Source organism: Acinetobacter sp. CAU_H_56, from assembly GCF_058599425.1.
In genome coordinates this window covers 2,598,940-2,618,190 of the sequence record NZ_CM178654.1, presented here as the reverse complement: position 1 = coordinate 2,618,190, position 19,251 = coordinate 2,598,940, and the positions used below count along the sequence as shown (strand labels likewise).

Below are 19,251 nucleotides of genomic sequence, written 5' to 3'. Positions count from 1 at the left end.
GAAATTACTGTTTAATATTCAAACTTTAATCTAGGATTTCTATTAAGAAAAATTTCAAAATAAACTTATTTTTCAGTTTTTTACGTAAGATTAAAAAATGTAATTATTTTCTATTTAAAGCTTTTTATCAAAAGGTGTGTAAATAGAACTAAATCTAGATTTAAAGTTTTATATCTTTCAGAAAATAAAAATAGCCTCACGAATGAGGCTATTTTTTGAGGAGGGAAGAAGCTAAAACTTAGTATTTAAAGTTCAGAGAAAGAACTGCGTTACGGCCTTCTGCTTCAGTTGCATAATGTGATGAGTATGCTTTAGTGAAATAACGTTCATCAGATAAGTTATTTACATTTAACTGCAGGTCAACGTTTTGATTTACGTTATAACGCGCCATTGCATCGTAACGTACATAACCTGGAACATATTTGGTGTTATCGGCATTACCATAAACTTTATCCATAGCAACTGCACCCGCACCGATTGTTAAAGCAGGAGTGAGATCGTAAGTCGTCCAAAGTGTGGCAGAGTTTTTAGCTACGTTTTGAACCTGGTTGCCATTATTTAAACTTGGCTGGTAATCAGGAACGTCAGAAGTACCTGCATTATAGAAACCGGCATCTACAATTTCGCTATCTAAATAAGTATAACCAGCTGAAACTGCCCATTTATCAGTAAGATTACCGCTTGCACCTAGCTCAATACCATCTACACGGGTTTCACCAATATTGCGTGTGAAACCATCCACGTCAGTAGAGCGTGTATTGGTTTTCTCAGTACGGAAAATGGCAGCGGTTAGATTTAATTTATCATTAAATAAATCCCACTTTGTACCAAGTTCCATAGTACGAACTTCCTCTGGTTTAAGGTTGTTCATAGCCTCAGCTTGTGCTTCAGTCGTATTACGTCCAGGAACAGAAAGTCCTTCTGATCCATCAGCCGCATCTACCCCAACCGGATTTGCGGAAGTAGCATAACTTGCATAGATAGAACCATTTTCTAATGGCTTGTAGGTTACGCCCGCTTGGTAATTAAAGAAATCACTGTCATTTGCGTATCTGGTATTTGAAGCGTGAATATTTTGTTTAGTTTCAAATTTATCCCAACGAACACCTAAATCTAATAACCACTGTGGATTTAATTCAATATTGTCTAATAAGTAGATACCAGTACTTTCTGTGTCGGTCGTACTCGCTTTTGGTGCAGCAGTGATTGAACCTAACCAAGGATCTTTTGAATTGGGATTATAGGCACTTGTACACCAATTATTTGAAGTAGCACTTGTAAAGGTACTACATGCCTTGTTTCCACTAATAATGGCTGGAAGGGTAGAGCTTGGTGCTTGGCCCAAATCTGTAAGTAAATAATTTCCTTTATCAGATTCCTGTTTTGAATATTCAGCGCCCACATTAAAGCTATGTTTTAGTGTGCCTGTATTAAATTTACCAGTTAATGAAAGTTGATCACTAAAGGTTTCAGTATCAGTAATACGTGTATTCGCACGACGAACTACTTGTCCATTAGCAATATTTGATTTCGAATCATCCGGTTGTGTCCAGATATAATCGTTTTTAGATTTACCATAAACAGCTGTATTACTAATGGTCAGGTTATCCGTTAAATCGTGCTCTAATTTTAAAGTGCCGATTTGATTTTCCTGTTTCTGGAAATCACGATCCTTCCAGCCGTAGTAAATGCCTTGTTTAGCATCAAGTGGCTTACCAGTTGTAGTGTTATCTTTAGAGTTCCAATAAGGTACGCCTGAGTCAGGCGTATCATCAGATTTTAAGTAGTAATAGCTTAAAGTCCCACGGGTAGGGGTATCCAGACCAAAACTGATACTTGGTGCAATACCTACACGTTTATATTCAGCGCCGTCTTTCTGACCTGCTTTTTCATTTTGATGACCCATCACAGCAATACGCGCTGCAATGCCATTACCGAAATCTTTGTTGCCATCTAAAGTGATGCGCTGGTAATTATCGGTACCTTGTGCAATGGAACCTTCTAAAGAATCACCAGCTTTAGCAACCTTAGAGATCATGTTGATGCTACCGCCAGTCGTACCGGCACCGCCCATTGCAGAAGAAGAGCCTTTGGTCACTTCAACCTGTTCGACCGCAAACATTTCACGGTTTTGTGAAGTCGCGCTACGAACTCCATCTACATACATTGAGCTTTCAGAGTTATAACCACGAATAAATGGACGATCGCCATTCGGGTTGCCACCTTCACCCGCACCCAAAGTAATACCAGGTACAGTACGTAAAGCATCAGAAAGTGTAGTGACTTGAGTGTCTTCAATCAGTTGCTTAGAAATGACTGATACAGATTTAGGTGTATCCAGTAAAGGTGCAACAAATTTCTTATTTGCGGAATTATCTACTTTTAAACTTGGTGTCTGTTCAGCTTTAACTTCTTGATGAATAGTTTCGAGCTTGACCACATTTTCATCAGCCACAGCATTTACGGTTACAATCGAGAGGGAAGAGGCAATCGCCGATGAAACGAGTTTTTTACGTGATTTGATAAACGACATGTGGGAACCCGAAAAAAGCTTAAAATTTATGTATGCGAATAATAATAATTCTTATTTAAATTAAGAATTACTTGCCGATAGGAAATGACGATTTTAAGGATTGTATTAATTGGTTTGAACAATGTGATAGTGTATCAAAATGTTTCTAAGTTAATGTATTTAAAATAGATCTGATTAATAGATTATTATCGTTACTTTTATTGAGATTATTAGAGTTTAAAAATTTTGAAGAAAAGATAAAGAAAAGTTTACTAAAAGCACTATAAAAATCCATAAATGCAGATGAATGAGATGATCTGTCCAGTTTCAGTAATCAATATATCTACTCTTATTTGAGGGAAGGGATATTTAATCAAAGAAAAATGAATTTGACTGAATAAATTTGATTATTACAGCATCAATAAAGACGATTCAAGTATTGTGTTTTGTATATCTGCAAATGTTGTCATATAATGTGGCACATTTTTATAAACCTGTTATTACCAAATATATAGAGGAAGCCATGCAAGTAACTTCTGAAGCGGTTTCGGGCGTTGCCCGTCGTTTAAATGTTTCTGTACCGACGAGCCGTATTAATGAGCAATTTGAAGCTCGTTTAAAACGCACTGCTAAAACTGCGAAGATCAACGGCTTCCGTCCAGGTAAAGTACCTGTAAACGTAGTTCGTCGTGAATACGGCGCTGGTATCTACCAAGAAGTTGTCAACGACATCATTCGTGACACAGTTTTCGAAGCAATCCAACAAGAAAAAATCAACGCTGTTGGTATGCCAAACATCGAAAAAACTGAAATGAAAGACGACGCTTTAGTTTATGAAGCGACTGTTGAAGTTTATCCAGAAGTTGAAGTGAAATTCGAAGGTCTGGAAGTTGAACGTAAAGCGTCTGAAGTAAATGACAAAGACGTTGAGAAGATGATTGAAAATCTTCAAAAACAACGCGCTTCTTGGGCTGAAACTAAAGGCATGGCTAAAAAAGACATGCAAGTAACTTTCGACTTCGAAGGTACTGTTGATGGCGAAAAATTTGAAGGCGGCGCTGCGCAAGACTTTAAACTTGTTTTAGGTTCTGGTCGTATGATCCCTGGCTTCGAAGATGGCATCATCGGTATGAAGAAAGGCGAAGAGAAAGTGATCGATGTTACTTTCCCTGAAGATTACCAAGCTGAAAACCTTGCTGGCAAACAAGCTCAATTCAAAATCAATGTGAAACTTGTTGAAAAACAAAAACTTCCAGAAATTGATGCTGAATTCCTGAAAATCTTCGGTATTTCTGAAGAAGATGGCGTTGAAAAACTGAAAGCTGACGTTCGTAAAAACATGGAACGTGAAGTGAAAAACGGCCTGCGTAACCAGGTTAAAGGCGCAACTTTCGATGCACTTGTAGCTGCAAACGAAGTTGAACTTCCATCTGCAATGGTTGCTCAAGAAATTGACCGTCAACGTCAACAAATGATCCAGCAGTTCACTCAACAGTTCGGTGCTCAAGGCGCGAAAGCATTTGATTCAAGCATGCTTCCAGATGACCTGTTCAAAGAACAAGCTGAGAAATCAGTTAAACTTGGCGTATTGGTAAGCCGTATTCTTGCTGATGCGAAAATCGAAGTAGATCAAGCGCGCGTTGAAGCTTATATCGAAGATATGGCTTCTTCTTACGAAGATCCAAACGAAGTGATCGAATACTTCAAAAACGACAAGCAACAACGTGCTCAAATCGAAGCAGTTGTACTTGAAGACCAAGTTGTTGATCACATCCTAGCATCTGCTAAAGTGACTGATGCGACTGTAAGCTATGAAGACTTATTGAAAGAGCAACAAGCTCGTCAACAAGGCTAATTCAAGCTTTCCATAAAAAGGCGCTTCGTGCGCCTTTTTTCATATTAGTAATTTCTTGACATATCTGATTTTCACAAAACTAATGCAAAAAATATGATGGAATTATTCGCGATTATTTTGCAATTTCATTGATTATCCCTCATATTGTGATTATGGATTAAGTCACAAAAATTTAGGAATAAATAAACCTATGTATGTTCCAACGATTGAAAACGCTTTAGTGCCAATGGTGGTAGAACAATCCTCTCGTGGTGAGCGTTCTTTTGATATTTATTCACGCCTTTTACGTGAGCGGGTAATTTTTCTGACAGGTGAAGTTGAAGACAATATGGCCAACCTGATCGTTGCGCAAATGTTGTTTTTAGAAGCTGAGAACCCAGATAAAGATATTCATCTATATATCAACTCACCGGGTGGTTCGGTGACTGCTGGCATGGCGATCTACGATACCATGCAGTTTATTAAACCGGATGTTGTGACTTACTGTATGGGTCAGGCAGCATCAATGGGCGCATTCCTGCTCAATGCAGGGACTAAAGGCAAACGTTATTGCCTTGAAAATGCGCGTGTCATGATTCACCAGCCTTTGGGTGGTTTCAAAGGCCAGGCATCAGATATTGAAATTCACGCACGTGAAATTCTGTTCATTAAAGAACGTTTAAACCGTTTAATGGCTGAACATAGCGGTCAGGACTATGAAAAAGTGGCACGCGATACAGACCGTGACAACTTCATGACTGCTCAGCAAGCGAAAGAATACGGTCTTGTGGATGAAGTTCTAACGAAACGTCCATAAGTTTTAGAGATTGAGATATTGGAGTAAATATGTCCGAACATCCTCAAGGACAAAAGCATTGTTCATTTTGCGGTAAAACGCAGTCTGAAGTCGGAAAGCTGATTGCAGGCGAGGACGCATACATTTGTAATGAATGTGTGGACGTATGCTTAGATTTGGTTCAAACCAGTCAACAGGTCGAAACCAATGACTGGGCGAACCGTCCTTTACCGAAACCGCATGAAATCCGTGCGGCGCTCGATCAATATGTGATTGGTCAGGACGTAGCGAAAAAGACATTATCTGTGGCCGTATACAACCATTACAAACGTCTGAAAGTACAGACCAATGGTAAGAAAGCAGATGATTCCGTTGAAATTGCCAAAAGTAATATCCTGCTGGTCGGTCCGACGGGTTCAGGTAAAACCTTGCTGGCACAAACCCTTGCCCGTCTTCTGGACGTTCCATTTGCCATGGCAGATGCAACAACCCTGACTGAAGCTGGTTATGTGGGTGAAGATGTTGAAAACATTGTACAAAAGCTTTTGCAAAAAGCTGATTACGATGTCGAAAAAGCGCAAAAGGGCATTATCTATATCGATGAAATCGACAAGATTACCCGTAAATCTGAAAACCCATCGATTACCCGTGATGTATCAGGTGAAGGCGTACAGCAAGCCTTGCTGAAAATGATCGAAGGTACGGTTGCTTCAATTCCACCACAAGGTGGCCGTAAGCATCCGCAGCAGGAATTCATTCAGATTGATACCTCGAATATCCTGTTCATCTGTGGCGGTGCATTCTCAGGTCTTGAGAAAATCGTACAGCAGCGTCAGGAGAAAGGTGGTATTGGCTTTACTGCAGAAGTCCGTAATAAAGACGAAAGCAAAAAGCTGTCTGAATTGTTCCGTCAGGTTGAAGCGACTGACTTGGTGAAATTTGGTCTGATTCCAGAATTCATTGGTCGTTTACCAGTGATTGCGACTCTGGATGAGCTGGATGAAGAAGCTTTAATGCAGATTCTGACTGAGCCAAAGAATGCATTAACCCGTCAATATAAACACTTGTTTGAGATGGAAAATGTGGACTTGGTCTTTGAAGATTCAGCACTACGTGCGGTTGCGAAAAAAGCACTGGAACGTAATACTGGTGCGCGTGGCCTGCGTTCGATTCTGGAAAATTCATTGCTAGAAACCATGTATGACCTGCCGAGTCGTAGCGATGTAGGCACCGTGGTGGTGAATGAAGCGGTCATTAATGGCGAAGCTGCACCAGAATTTCGTGCTGAACGTCAACCACATGACGAGCCAGAAACAGCGGCAAAAGTTGATTTAAAGGTGGTGAATAGCAAATCTGCTTGATTGCTATTCGTCAGAAACGTGCGAAAACCCCGTGTTTTCGCACGTTTTTTATTTCCAAAAGATAAAAGCAGATGCTAATCTCAACATCTAGGCGTGGACGCCGAAAGCTATAAAAATATATCGCAAAGCACTTGCATACAAGAATAAAGACGCAGTGAGGGATAAGCATGCGTGGAGTCGCAATGATGCTCATCGGCAGTTTGGCGCTGATGGGTTGTCACGGTAAAAAAGCCGTAGTTGAGCCTACACAGCCACTCAGCACTTTAAAAAATATTGATCTTGAAAAGAAACCGGGCTTCGTCGAACAGCATCGGGTGGGGATGTTTACGATTGGTGGCTGGGTCAACCAGAAACAGGGCAATCATTTTCAGGCAGTTAAACCTCAGCATGAGGACGCTGCGATCGTTTATTTATACCGCCCGGATTCAAAATGGAACCGTCAGGAAATTGTTGCTGCCAGCCTATTTATCAATCAGCATCGTATTCCGAGTTTATTACATAATCATCATTACTGGATTGAGCTACCTGCAGGTACTTATCGCTTGAGTACCAGTCGTCCTTTAGGTGTGTTGCACTTCCAGAAACCTAAGTATCTGGACTTTACGGTAGAAGCGGGGCAATCCTATTTTATTAAGTATGATGAAGAAAATCTAAGCACCCGTCGTAGTGTTCCGGGTCCTCTGATGCTGATGCCGAGCAGTGTAGGCCTCAATGAAATCGCTTTTACCCAGTTAAAATCGGACAGTTTTAACTTTTTTGCACAGGATCAGGAAACTGGGAAAATCCGCAAGAAAGCTCAGAAAATTAAGGCAACTGAATATGATCCATCTACAGATGTACAGTTAACCACACCGTTTAAACTCTGGGATCCAAGAACCTGGTAATTAATTTTCAAACGCCAATAAAAAAGCACCCATCTGGGTGCTTTTTTATTAGCTTAAATTAGCCTGCAGCAGCGTCAACTACTGGAATCTTGCCAATTTTCGCTTGCCAGATTTTTGGAGCAGTCGCGTGTACAGATGTACCATTTACGTCAACTGCAACAGAAACAGGCATATCTTTCACTACAAACTTGTAGATCGCTTCCATACCCAGATCAGCAAATGCAACCACTTCAGCTTCACGGATTGCTTTAGATACGAGGTATGCAGCACCACCTACAGCCATGAGGTAAGTCGCTTTGTTGTCTTTAATTGCTTCAACAGCAGCAGGACCACGGTCCGCTTTACCGATCATGCCATAAAGACCAGTTGCTTCTAATACTTGGCGAGTGAATTTATCCATACGAGTTGCAGTTGTTGGACCTGCAGGACCTACAACTTCGTCACCTACTGGATCAACAGGACCTACGTAGTAGATAAATTTGCCTTTCAGATCAACAGGAAGTTCTTCACCGTTGTTCAGCATGTCTACCATACGTTTGTGTGCAGCATCACGACCAGTATAGATTGTACCGTTTAGAAGCAGCGTATCACCTGGTTTCCAAGAGTTCATTTCTTCTTGAGTAATGTTATCTAGGTCAACACGTTTAGAAGATGAAGAATCCCAAGTAACTGATGGATAGTCTTCAAGGCTTGGTGCTTGAATATGCGCAACGCCTGAACCATCAAGTGTGAAGTGTGCGTGACGGGTTGCAGCACAGTTCGGGATCATGCCGACTGGTTTGCCCGCAGCGTGACAAGGGTAATCTTTGATCTTGATGTCTAGAACAGTGGTTAAACCGCCAAGACCTTGAGCACCAATGCCCAACGCGTTTACTTTCTCGAAGATTTCGATACGAAGTTCTTCAAGTTTGTTTTGTGGACCACGACGAAGCAATTCGTCCATGTTGATCTCTTCCATCAATGCTTCTTTTGCAAGCATCATAGCTTTTTCAGCAGTACCACCAATACCGATACCCAGCATACCAGGAGGACACCAGCCTGCACCCATAGTTGGAACAGTTTTCAATACCCAATCCACGATTGAGTCAGATGGGTTCAACATTGCCAGTTTAGATTTGTTTTCTGAACCGCCACCCTTAGCAGCAACAGTGATGTCTACTTTATTACCTGGAACAAGTTTGTGGTAGATCACAGCAGGCGTGTTGTCTTTGGTGTTCTTACGGCCAAAAGCAGGGTCAGCCAGTACAGATGCACGAAGTACGTTAGAGTTTTCAAGATAACCTTGACGTACACCTTCGTTGATCGCATCGTCGAGGCTCATGGTTAAATCAAATTTAACGTCCATGCCCACTTCAACAAATACGTTGACGATACCAGTATCCTGGCAGATAGGGCGGTGGCCTTCTGCACACATGCGTGAGTTAATTAAGATTTGCGCGATCGCATCTTTCGCAGCTTTGTTCTCTTCACGGTCGTACGCACGGCTCATCGCTTGGATGAAGTCTTGTGGATGATAGTAAGAAATGAACTGAAGCGCATCTTTAACCGATGTGATCAAGTCATCTTGCTTGATAATAGTTGTCATACAAATATCTCTTGAGCGGGCTGTTAGCTAGCGGGCTAAATTATAAGACAAATGAATCCGGTTGTGGGCGTTTTGCAGGGACATTGGCCAAAAGTTTATAGTTTAAGCAATAAGGCATATTACTTTGGCTGAGAGATCTGTTAAAAATGACCAGTTTTTGTCATATTTACTGTCATATTTCAGCTTAAAGTTTATTTAAATATAATTAATTTTATTTTAAATATTTGATTTTTATTAGTTAATTAAAATTAGGAAAATTTCATCATTGTCATATAACTGTCATAAAAGTTTTACATAATGCGCTTATCAAATGAATGATGAGTTTTCTTTATGACCCTGACTAGTGTATTGATGGTAATTGCTTTTAGTCTTTATATCGCTGCTACTTGGTTCTACGGCCAGAAAGAAGATCAAGCTTAAGCTTTATCTTCTTTTTTACATTTTAAGAGCTAAAAAATTAGCCTATCTTCAAATCTTCAAATCTTCAAATCTTCAAATCTTCAAATCTTCAAATCTTCAAATCTTCAAATCTTCAAATCTTCAAATCTTCAAATCTTCAAATCTTCAAATCTTCAAATCTTCAAATCTTCAAATCTTCAAATCTTCAAATTACCTTAATAAAAAAACAATATTTCAATCATCTTGCCCTTGCCACAACATGCCTGTGACATAGTTATTTTTCTTCATTACATTATTAACCCAGAAAAACCCAAAGCCTGAAAACCCTTACACACAGCCAATTTTTTAGGGCTTAGACTGAGGTCTCCCAACTTCTATAAATAGGGCAATTGGAATGAGTAACTTTAATACAAATAACATCAAAGAACATGCTTCAGTAATTGCTTCAGATGGTACTCAAGTTGGTAAAGTGGATCATTTAGAAGGTCAGGACAAGATTAAATTGACAAGAAGTGATGACGAGAATAATGAGCATCATCTGATTCCGATCAGCTGGGTAAGCGAAGTGAAAGATGACAGCGTGATCTTGAATAAAACAGCAGAAGATGTGCACAAAGAATGGACCACGGTATAGGCATGATCTTTGCCTGACTTATTCTGGTTTGGCTTAAATAGTCAAACTGGATGTAAGTTTAAAATAGGCAAGTCTGATCTGTTAAAGTGGTAAATGCCAGCCTGTTCGGCTGGCATTTCTTTTGTGTCATCAATCTGTTTATTTTAGTTTCATTTACTCATAGAGCAGATTAAGAACCTGCATAATTTTTTGAGCTAGATAATCTGTAGATTATAGAACGTCTAATAATTACTGAGAAAACTTATAAAATAGATCAATAAAAAAACCACCCGATCTTTTGATCGGATGGTTGTGGAGTGTTAAAGAAAATTAACTAGCTTGCTGATCAGCCTGAATCGCAGTTAAAGCAATGGTAAATACAATGTCATCGACCAGCGCACCACGTGACAGGTCATTCACCGGCTTGTTCAAGCCTTGCAGCATCGGACCGACACTCACGACATTTGCTGCACGTTGTACCGCTTTATAAGTGGTGTTACCAGTATTTAGATCAGGGAAGATAAACACATTGGCACGACCAGCGACTTGTGAATCTGGTGCTTTCTGACGACCCACACTTTCAACTGAAGCGGCATCGTATTGAAGTGGACCATCAATCAGCAGATCAGGACGACGCTGTTTGGCAATCTCTGTCGCTTTCGCCACTTTTTCTACGTCTGCACCTGTACCCGAAGTGCCGGTAGAGTAAGAAATCATGGCAATACGTGGATCAATGCCAAAGGCTTTTGCAGAGTCAGCAGACTGAATCGCAATTTCCGCCAGTTGTTCAGCATCCGGATCTGGATTAATCGCACAGTCACCATAAACATAGACCTCATCTGGCAGCAGCATAAAGAATACTGAGGAAACCAGTGAATATTCAGGCGCTGTCTTGATCAACTGGAAAGCAGGACGAACGGTATTGGCAGTCGTATGTACTGCACCAGAAACCAGACCATCCACCTGATCAAGTGCCAGCATCATAGTGCCGAGTACCACAGTATCCTGTAACTGTTCACGCGCCTGTAATTCATTGATTTTGCCTTTACGCAGTTCAACCATTTTTTCGACATAATTCTCGCGAATCAGGTCGGGATCAATAATTTCAAGATCGTGCGGTAATTCAATATTGCGTGCTTTGGCAACTTCAACCACTTCTTCCGGTTTTGCCAATAAGATACAGTGTGCAATCCCGCGAGATTGACAGATTGCAGCTGCCTGAATGGTACGCGGCTCATCACCTTCCGGAAGCACAATACGCTTTTTCGCAGCAATCGATTTTTGTACCAGTTCATGACGGAATGCAGAAGGCGACAGGCGTGGTTTGTAAGAACCATTGATTAGCTGTGCAATCCATTCTTCATTTAAGTGACTGGATACAAAACGGGTCACCTGTTCAGCACGTTCAGTATCATCACATGGAATTTCATTGCTTAAATTGGCCAGACTTTGGGCAGTTTCAAAAGTGCTGAGTGGCGTATGCAGAATAGGCAGGCCATGTTTGATTGCTGTCTGGCAGAACTCCAGTACTGCCGAATTTGGCTCATAATGTTCAGTCAGCACCAGACCTGCCAATGGAATGCCATTGCTGCTCGCCAGGCTACTTGCCAGCAGGACATCAATGCGGTCTGATGCACTGATAATCAGCTCGCCAGCCACGAATTTATGCAACTCATGTTCAATGTTGGACGCAATTAAACTGCTGTGTAAGACACGGCGCTGCTTTGCTTCACCCAAGTTCACCCAGTCTGCTGAAATATGCGCTGCCAGGTCAGAAATACGTGGCACACTTAAAGTATTGCTGAATGGAACAAGACCAATCACTGGAAGCTTTTCAGAACCAATATGGGCATGGGTTTTTTGAATATCAGCTATAAATTTGTTGGTATCACTAATCAGACGTAAACCAGGATCAATGGTCACCGGGATCTGGGCAGAATCTTCCGGTAAGCCTTTGGTGCGCATAAACAATACGCCAGCCATACGGGTAGAAGAGGACCCACCCAAATAACGTAATTGGCTTTCAACTTTTTCAGCTGCCACTTCAGGCTGGTTGATATCAGCATTGCTGACAATAATGACTTTGGCATCTAGTGCCTGTGCCAAGGCTGCATTAAAGCTTGGCGCAAAGGTATCACGGCTATTGGGTACCAAACCTTCAACAATAATCAGGTCGTGATTTTTGGCAATCTCACGATGCAGGCGTACTGCATCTTCAAGCAATTCATCTGTTTCACCAAGATTAAAGCGCTGAATCAGACTTTCATAAGCAATCGGTTCAACGGTTTCACTTTGGGATAAATGACGATAGAGTGCTGTAGTGCGATCTGTATCCTGACTTTTTTCCTGTGAAAAAGGTTTCACAAAGCCTGCCTTTACCCCTTGGCATTCTAAAGCATATACCAAACCTAAACAGGCTGAAGTTAAGCCGACGCCTTCCCCGGTCGGCACCAATAAAATCGTTTTCATAAGTAATATCAGTCGCGCAATAATAGAAATTAGGTAAAAGGGAACCAGGCTTGCTTATGCAAGCGCAGTCTCAGGTTCAGACTTTTTTGCAGTGGCTTGCTCCACTTCATGCTCTACCACAGAATGAGTTTCTTTCGCGATTCGGCCTTCTTCATCAGTCGGAACTACCCAGATTTGTGGGCCTGTACCATTATCGATCCGGCCTTCAGTACCGCGTTTCAAACTACTATTAGCGTCTTTATCCAGGTTGAAACCGAAATGTGGTAAATAAGTCATGGTTTTTTCACGGATATACGCCGAGTTTTCACCAATACCCCCAGTAAAGAACAGACCATCAATACGTGGCAGACCACAGCTTAAAGCAGCTAAAGATTTCGCCAGACGGTAGCAGAATACTTCAATCGCAAGAGTCGCATCTTCATTACCTTGTTCTGAGGCTTCAATCAGAGTACGCATGTCATTAGACAGGTTGTCAGACAAACCAAGCAAGCCACTTTCTTTGTTGAGCATCTTGTCAATTTTATATACATCCCAGCCTAAGTTTGCAGCCAGGAAGCTATGCAAACTTGGATCGACATCACCACTACGAGTCCCCATCACCACACCTTCAAGTGGCGTCAGACCCATTGAGGTATCTACACTTTGGCCATTCCACACCGCACAGGTCGAACTACCATTACCGAGATGTGCTGTTAACCAGCCACCTTGCTTAAAGCTGCCAGCCAGTTCAGAACCGCGATCGGAGACATAAGCATGGCTGGTACCATGGAAACCATAACGACGTACGCCATATTCGGTATAAAGGAATTTAGGCAGGGCATAACGGTAAGCATGTGCCGGCATGGTTTGATGGAAAGCTGTGTCGAATACTGCGACTTGTGGCAAATCTGGGAATAAACGTTTAGTCGCTTCGATCCCGATCAGGTGAGCCGGATTGTGCAAAGGCGCAAGTGGAGTTGCTTCGCGAATTTTTTCAATAATTTCGTCAGTAATCAGTTCAGCTTTGGTCAGACTGCCGCCATGTACCACGCGGTGACCAATGGCATCCGGCTTGTAGTTCGCCAAACGCTCTAAACCTACTTCTAATGCTTTTTTATGATCTGCAAAAGGAATATGAATATCGACGGGTTCATTGCCGACAGTCACACCTTTAATACGGGCATTTTCTGTGCCTAAGTTCTCAGCTAAGCCGTGAATACGGAAATTCTGTTCTTCAAGCAATAGGGCAAACTTGATTGAAGAAGAGCCACAATTAATAACTAATACTGATTTAGACACGATTGTTTACCCGATTCTAATTAAAATTCTCATCCATTTCGTTGACCTGTCTGCTGGCAAAAGCGACATAAGATAGGTCTGTGATCATGTTTTAACATGGGTTTTTTTACTGTCCTAGATAGACTTTAGCCGATTAGACTTAAGCATTATCGACCTCAGCGACAATAATAATTAAAATTTATCAGTTCATAGTTTTCATTTATAAATAAAATACTGTTAAAAAATGATCTATTAAACTGTAACTTATATTTCTTAAAAAGAATGTTTATTTATTCTATCTTTTAAGTATGGATATGAAGAAATTATATACAATTTTATAAAGGCTTTGTATTTACTTGAACATGTCTTTTATCAACTCACTGCATAAAAATCAGCCTTGCGAACAAGGCTGATTTTATTATCTATTTACTGACGAATCTGACCATCACCAAAGACTACCCATTTCTGGGAAGTCAAACCTTCCAGACCAACCGGGCCACGGGCATGAATCTTATCCGTCGAAATACCGATTTCCGCACCCAGGCCATATTCGAAGCCGTCAGCAAAGCGGGTAGAGGCATTGATCATGACTGAACTCGAATCTACACCTGCTAAAAATTCACGAGCGATGCTGTAATTCTCAGTGATGATTGAATCGGTATGATGTGAGCCATATTTATTGATATGTTCAATGGCTTCCTCAACACCCGATACGATTTTAACTGCCAGAATCGGACCCAGATACTCGGTGTACCAGTCTTCTTCTGTTGCGGCAACTACCTGATTGCCCAAGATACGCTGGGTTTCACGACAACCGCGAAGCTCTACCTGTTTTTCCTGATACAGCTCAGCAATTCGAGGCAGGAAATCTTCAGCAACTTTCTCATCAACCAACAAAGTTTCCATGGCATTACATACGCCATAACGATGGGTTTTGGCATTTAAAGCAATGGGCAGTGCTTTGAGCAGATCAGCCTGTGCTTCAACATAAACATGACAATTCCCGTCCAGATGTTTGATTACAGGCACACGTGCTTCTTCAGTAATGCGTTCAATTAAACCTTTGCCACCACGCGGTACAATCACATCGACATATTCAGTCAGGGTAATCAATTGGCCAACTGCAGCACGGTCAGTCGTATTAATCACCTGAACTGACGCTTCAGGTAAACCTGCTACTTTCAAGCCATGCTGGATGGCAGTCGCAATGGCCTGGTTAGATTCCAGAGATTCTGAACCACCACGCAGAATAATCGCATTTCCGGATTTCAATGCCAGTGAAGCAGCTTCCAGAGTTACATTGGGACGCGATTCATAAATCATGCCCACTACGCCCAAAGGCACACGCATCTTGCCAAGCTGAATGCCGGTAGGACGGTAAGCCATATCGGTTATTTCACCAATTGGATCTTTCAAGCTGATCACATCTTTCAGGCCCTGTAACATACCTTTAAAGCGTGCGGGGTTGAGTTCTAAGCGATCAAGCAGGGCACTATCCAGATTGTTCTGGTGAGCTTTATTCATATCAATCTGATTGGCAGCCAGAATAGCGGCCTGACTGTTTTCTAAAGCGGTATAAATTGCTGACAATGTGCTGTTTTTAGTTTGGGTAGACGCACGAGCCAAAATGCGAGAAGCCTGGCGTGCCTGCTGTCCTACCGTTTGCATGTATTGTTCAATAGACTCTTGCATAGCGGTTCAATCACTTAGAAATTTCACTTTGATATTAACAGTCTGATGCCGGACAATGAAGCCCAACACTTAAAAATCATAAGCTTTTCACTGTTTCTAAACATTTTGAAATTGTTTTATCTTTAAAAGCAGATAAGTGGTTGTCGAATCAGTTGCTTGTGAAAAGCCGCTCTGTATAGAATGAAATGTAGCGACATAGATGTCATTGATATAATTACTACAGCACAGGATGCGTGTTCAGGATAATCGGAATAATCCTGAAGCATAAGATCTGTAAATAATGACTTGCACAATAAAAATAAGGCAAGGACGGAGGAAAGGAATATGAATTCCATTATCCAGATGGATGCCCAGGCATTGGACCAACATAGCCATTACGGTTTTTTTGATCTTTATGATAAGCACAGTTTCAAGCAACCAGCACGTACGACATGGATCGATGGCTGGAAAATCGAGTATATGGCCATTGCGCGTCCTGATACTTTGCATATGCGCCCAATGGTGATTATTGGGGGAGCTTTTCAGAACTTTAATTCTTACAAATATTGTGTAGAGCAGTTATTTGATGCGGGACCTATTATTTTAATTGATTTACCTTCCATGGGGGCCAACCAGCAAATTACTAACGTCGATACCGGCTTATCCGCAGGAACACTTGAACTCGAAGATCTGGCCGCAATGCTAGGCCAATGGCTGGAGCAGATGCAATTGCCTAAGGTGGCTATTCTGGGAATGTCTCTGGGTTCAGTGGTGGCTTCCTGTCTGGCGGATCAGCGCCCTGAACTGGTAGATCGTATGATTTTAATGGGTGTGATGCAAAAGACCCGCAAAAGCTGGCGCATGCTGCTGGAAGAATCTCTGCATTTAATGAAAGAACAGCGCATGGACGAATTTGGCCAAGCAGTAATTCTGTATCTGGTTAATCATGCACGTTTAAAAGAAACCCGTATGTCGCCAACAGCAAAACGGTTGTTCTTTAAGCAGATGTCAGAATTTACAGCGACAGAACAGGACCGCTATGACATTAATTGTAATCGTCTTTTAAGACTGACCAATGTACCGATTCCTCAATGTAAGGTTCTAGTCGCATGCGGGCAATATGACAGCTTTACCTTGCCACATGAAAATGCCAATTTTGCCCTGCAATGTCCAAACATGCAGTATGTGCAGATCGCTTCTGCAGATCATGTGCCTCAGTTACAGCGTCGTAAAGAAACCATGCATTTATTTGCAACTTTCTTGCGTGATGAGCCGGTTGATCAGCTCGAAGGTATTATCCCGTTCACCCGTGAACAGATGCAGCAGATCGAACGGCGCGGTGAAGAGCGGATTACGGTTCAGGATCCACAGCGTTATTTAAGTCATCGCCATTCTGATCTGGTACTCAAGGCAGAAATTGTTGATATGAATTTCTTTGGGGTGTTACTGGAATTGGAACCTGGATTAACTGATCAAGCAGCCGCGTATCCACGTGATTTGGCTTTACATTTGGAAGATGAAGAAGGCGAGTTTAAGATCGAATGTTTAATCTTCGAGCATGATGGCACTCAGTTACGTGCTTTGTTCAAGCATGGCAGTTTTGATGTAGCAGAGCGTTTATTACGCTTTGTCCAGAAAGAGAAAGCCCTTCAACAGGCTGAAGTATTCGATGCAGTCATCTAATCAATAAAATTCATAAAAAAACAGCGTAATTAAACGCTGTTTTTTTTCACTGCATGAATCATCCAGACTAAATCTCCCAAATGTTCATCCTGTTCATAATGAGGATTCTGCTGTCGAGGTTCTGCAAAATAACGTTGTGGCTGTTCGACCTCCACTTGCATAAACCCAGTTTGCTGAAAAAACTGCTGTAGTTCTTGGGGTGATTTAAAATGAAAGGTAAATGCACTGCGTGACATGAATTTTAGCAGACGGCTGCAGGTCCAGATAAAGCTTGCCAGTTTATTTTTGACCGGTTCAGGATAAATATCACTGAGATAATGCACTTCACTAAAGCCTTGACCATATTCGGTAATGCCTTTGAGTAAAGTAAACAGCATCTTTTGATCAAAGTAATTGATCAGGCCTTCACTAATAATCACTAGAGGCTGTTGTGGGTCAAAGACTTTAAAAATATTCGCCAGTTCTGCACTAAAAATATCGGCACTCAATACTTCCGGGGCATCCTGATCAATCTGCTGCAAAGCATTGGTTTTGATCCTGGCCATATCGGGCAGATCCAGCTCCCGATAATTAATCCCGGGAAACTTCTGTCTAAAATTCCAGCTGCGTGGAGAAAGACCACTGGCAATTTCCAGTACCTGTAACTGAGGATATTTACTAATTAACTGGCTTAGGTGTTCATCAATCATTTGATGACGCTGTTTCAGGGTAGTGCGCATACTACCACCTACATGACGCTCAGCCCATGACTCCAGCGGATGAACCAGTTTGGCAAGGAATTTGCCTTTAGAGGTGGCAAATACCGGATGTGAAATCCCCATTTTGTACCAGATATAGCCGGTATAATGTGCAGTAAAAGAAATGTGGCGATGTTGTGAAAGAGATTCTGTCATGTCGTCCTGACCTTATTGTTGTTTTAATTCAATGCTGCTCATTAATATAGCAGTCTTTTCAACATGATAATAAAAAAGGAACACCTTGTCGTGTTCCTTTGTCGTATTCAGATCATTAAAAAATTACAGAACCTGATCTTTAAACTGGCTGATTTCATCACGGATCTGGCGCCATTCATCTCCAAGATCCAGTTCAGTGCCGATCTGAATCTCTGGAATTTTTCCACGCATACGTTCCAGACGCTGCTGATTTGGCAGCGGTAGCTCCTGAATGCCCTCAAGCGCAATACATTGTGCTGCGCGATCATTGCAGACCAATCCCATATCACAACCTGCTTTCAATGCCGCCTGAATACGAGCATCGGCACCGCCAGCCACACAGGCAGCCTGCATGCTTAAATCATCCGAGAACAGTACGCCGTCGAAGCCAAGTTCTTGGCGTAACACTTTCTGAATCCAGAATTCTGAGAAACCGGCTGGATTTGGATCTACCTGACTATAGATGACATGGGCAGGCATAAGCGCATCCAGTTGTGATTGTAACTGGATAAAAGTCTGCATATCTTTTTGCTGGATTTCTTCATAGCTGCGCATATCAATGGCAGCGGCTACATGCGAATCTGCTTTAACCGAACCATGTCCCGGGAAATGCTTACCAGTTGAAGCCATGCCAGCACGTTTCATACCTTTCAGGAAAGCACCAGCTAGTGGAATAATATCCTGAATATTTTTGGCAAAGCTGCGGTCACCAATCACATCGCTAATATCATTTAAATCCAGCACAGGCGCAAAACTAAAATCAATTCCGACAGCCAGTACTTCGGTGGCCATCAACCAGCCACATTTCTCGGCCAGTTCCAGCGCTTTTTCACGATCGGTCTGGTAAAGCTCACCAAATTTACCCATAGCAGGTAGCAGAGTAAAACCTTGTTTGAGGCGCTGTACACGGCCACCTTCCTGATCCACCGCAATCAGAATATCTGGACGGACCTGACGCATATGATCAGTCAAAGTGCGGACTTGGGCAGGAGATTCAATATTGCGACCGAATAAAATCACACCACCGACTTGTGGTGCACCCAAGAGTTCAATATCTTCTTGAGTAAGGGTAGTGCCTGCGATGTCGAGCATCAATGCGCCAATCATATGCGGAATCCATTTTAGAATTTTCGGGGAAAACAATACCTGAATTCTGCAATGATTTGCTACACTTTGTCAGCACAGAATATGATAAAACTACACGACATAAACATATTAAGTTGTTTAAGATGCTGAATACTTTAAGTTCTGCTCG

Annotated in this window: 13 protein-coding genes; 6 read left to right on the top strand and 7 right to left on the bottom strand. The window is 41.8% G+C overall.

The window, feature by feature from the left end; genetic code table 11:
- Positions 1 to 238: 238 nt before the first annotated feature.
- On the bottom strand, positions 239 to 2,533 hold the full coding sequence (locus AC4MCC_RS12350; protein WP_491876197.1) for a TonB-dependent receptor: 2,295 nt from the start codon (positions 2,531 to 2,533) through the stop codon (positions 239 to 241).
- A 502-nt stretch (positions 2,534 to 3,035) separates the two neighbouring features.
- Between AC4MCC_RS12350 and tig the strand changes: the two genes are divergently transcribed.
- The 4 genes from tig to AC4MCC_RS12330 all read left to right on the top strand — a co-directional run bounded on the left by tig (position 3,036) and on the right by AC4MCC_RS12330 (position 7,387).
- Positions 3,036 to 4,367, top strand: a complete 1,332-nt coding sequence (gene tig, locus AC4MCC_RS12345) for a trigger factor (RefSeq protein ID WP_005232218.1) — start codon at positions 3,036 to 3,038, stop codon at positions 4,365 to 4,367.
- A gap of 190 nt (positions 4,368 to 4,557) precedes the next feature.
- Complete coding sequence (clpP, locus tag AC4MCC_RS12340; protein WP_004781985.1) at positions 4,558 to 5,163, top strand: ATP-dependent Clp endopeptidase proteolytic subunit ClpP; 606 nt, start codon at positions 4,558 to 4,560, stop codon at positions 5,161 to 5,163.
- Between the two features lie 29 nt (positions 5,164 to 5,192).
- Entirely contained in the window at positions 5,193 to 6,503 is a 1,311-nt protein-coding gene (clpX, locus tag AC4MCC_RS12335; protein WP_004781987.1) for an ATP-dependent protease ATP-binding subunit ClpX, read from the top strand.
- A gap of 167 nt (positions 6,504 to 6,670) precedes the next feature.
- Positions 6,671 to 7,387 (top strand): DUF2846 domain-containing protein, encoded by a 717-nt coding sequence (locus AC4MCC_RS12330; RefSeq protein ID WP_491885381.1) that lies wholly within the window; start codon positions 6,671 to 6,673, stop codon positions 7,385 to 7,387.
- A gap of 58 nt (positions 7,388 to 7,445) precedes the next feature.
- On the opposite strand, the gene AC4MCC_RS12325 is transcribed toward AC4MCC_RS12330, so the two are convergent.
- Positions 7,446 to 8,972, bottom strand: coding sequence for a fumarate hydratase (locus AC4MCC_RS12325; RefSeq protein WP_005232211.1), 1,527 nt, complete (start codon positions 8,970 to 8,972; stop codon positions 7,446 to 7,448).
- A 793-nt stretch (positions 8,973 to 9,765) separates the two neighbouring features.
- Here AC4MCC_RS12325 and AC4MCC_RS12320 point away from each other — a divergent pair.
- Positions 9,766 to 10,005 carry a DUF2171 domain-containing protein gene (locus AC4MCC_RS12320; protein WP_419374797.1) on the top strand — a complete coding sequence of 80 codons (240 nt, stop codon included), beginning with the start codon at positions 9,766 to 9,768 and terminating at the stop codon, positions 10,003 to 10,005.
- A gap of 309 nt (positions 10,006 to 10,314) precedes the next feature.
- Here the strand turns inward: AC4MCC_RS12320 and pta are convergent, their stop codons facing one another.
- From pta to AC4MCC_RS12305, 3 genes are all read right to left on the bottom strand, one after another.
- Entirely contained in the window at positions 10,315 to 12,453 is a 2,139-nt protein-coding gene (gene pta, locus AC4MCC_RS12315; protein ID WP_491885380.1) for a phosphate acetyltransferase, read from the bottom strand.
- Between the two features lie 54 nt (positions 12,454 to 12,507).
- The gene (locus AC4MCC_RS12310) at positions 12,508 to 13,731 is read right to left on the bottom strand and encodes an acetate/propionate family kinase (RefSeq protein ID WP_491885379.1); all 1,224 of its coding nucleotides are present in this window, start codon (positions 13,729 to 13,731) and stop codon (positions 12,508 to 12,510) included.
- Positions 13,732 to 14,136: 405 nt separating this feature from the next.
- Positions 14,137 to 15,402 carry a glutamate-5-semialdehyde dehydrogenase gene (locus tag AC4MCC_RS12305; protein WP_491885378.1) on the bottom strand — a complete coding sequence of 422 codons (1,266 nt, stop codon included), beginning with the start codon at positions 15,400 to 15,402 and terminating at the stop codon, positions 14,137 to 14,139.
- Positions 15,403 to 15,726: 324 nt separating this feature from the next.
- Between AC4MCC_RS12305 and AC4MCC_RS12300 the strand changes: the two genes are divergently transcribed.
- Positions 15,727 to 17,064 carry an alpha/beta fold hydrolase gene (locus tag AC4MCC_RS12300; RefSeq protein WP_180017227.1) on the top strand — a complete coding sequence of 446 codons (1,338 nt, stop codon included), beginning with the start codon at positions 15,727 to 15,729 and terminating at the stop codon, positions 17,062 to 17,064.
- A 29-nt stretch (positions 17,065 to 17,093) separates the two neighbouring features.
- Here the strand turns inward: AC4MCC_RS12300 and AC4MCC_RS12295 are convergent, their stop codons facing one another.
- Both AC4MCC_RS12295 and nagZ read right to left on the bottom strand, forming a co-directional pair.
- Positions 17,094 to 17,957 (bottom strand): class I SAM-dependent methyltransferase, encoded by an 864-nt coding sequence (locus tag AC4MCC_RS12295; protein WP_419363645.1) that lies wholly within the window; start codon positions 17,955 to 17,957, stop codon positions 17,094 to 17,096.
- A gap of 123 nt (positions 17,958 to 18,080) precedes the next feature.
- Positions 18,081 to 19,103: a beta-N-acetylhexosaminidase gene (nagZ, locus tag AC4MCC_RS12290; RefSeq protein ID WP_419374800.1), complete on the bottom strand. Its 1,023-nt coding sequence runs from the start codon at positions 19,101 to 19,103 to the stop codon at positions 18,081 to 18,083.
- Positions 19,104 to 19,251 lie beyond the last annotated feature (148 nt).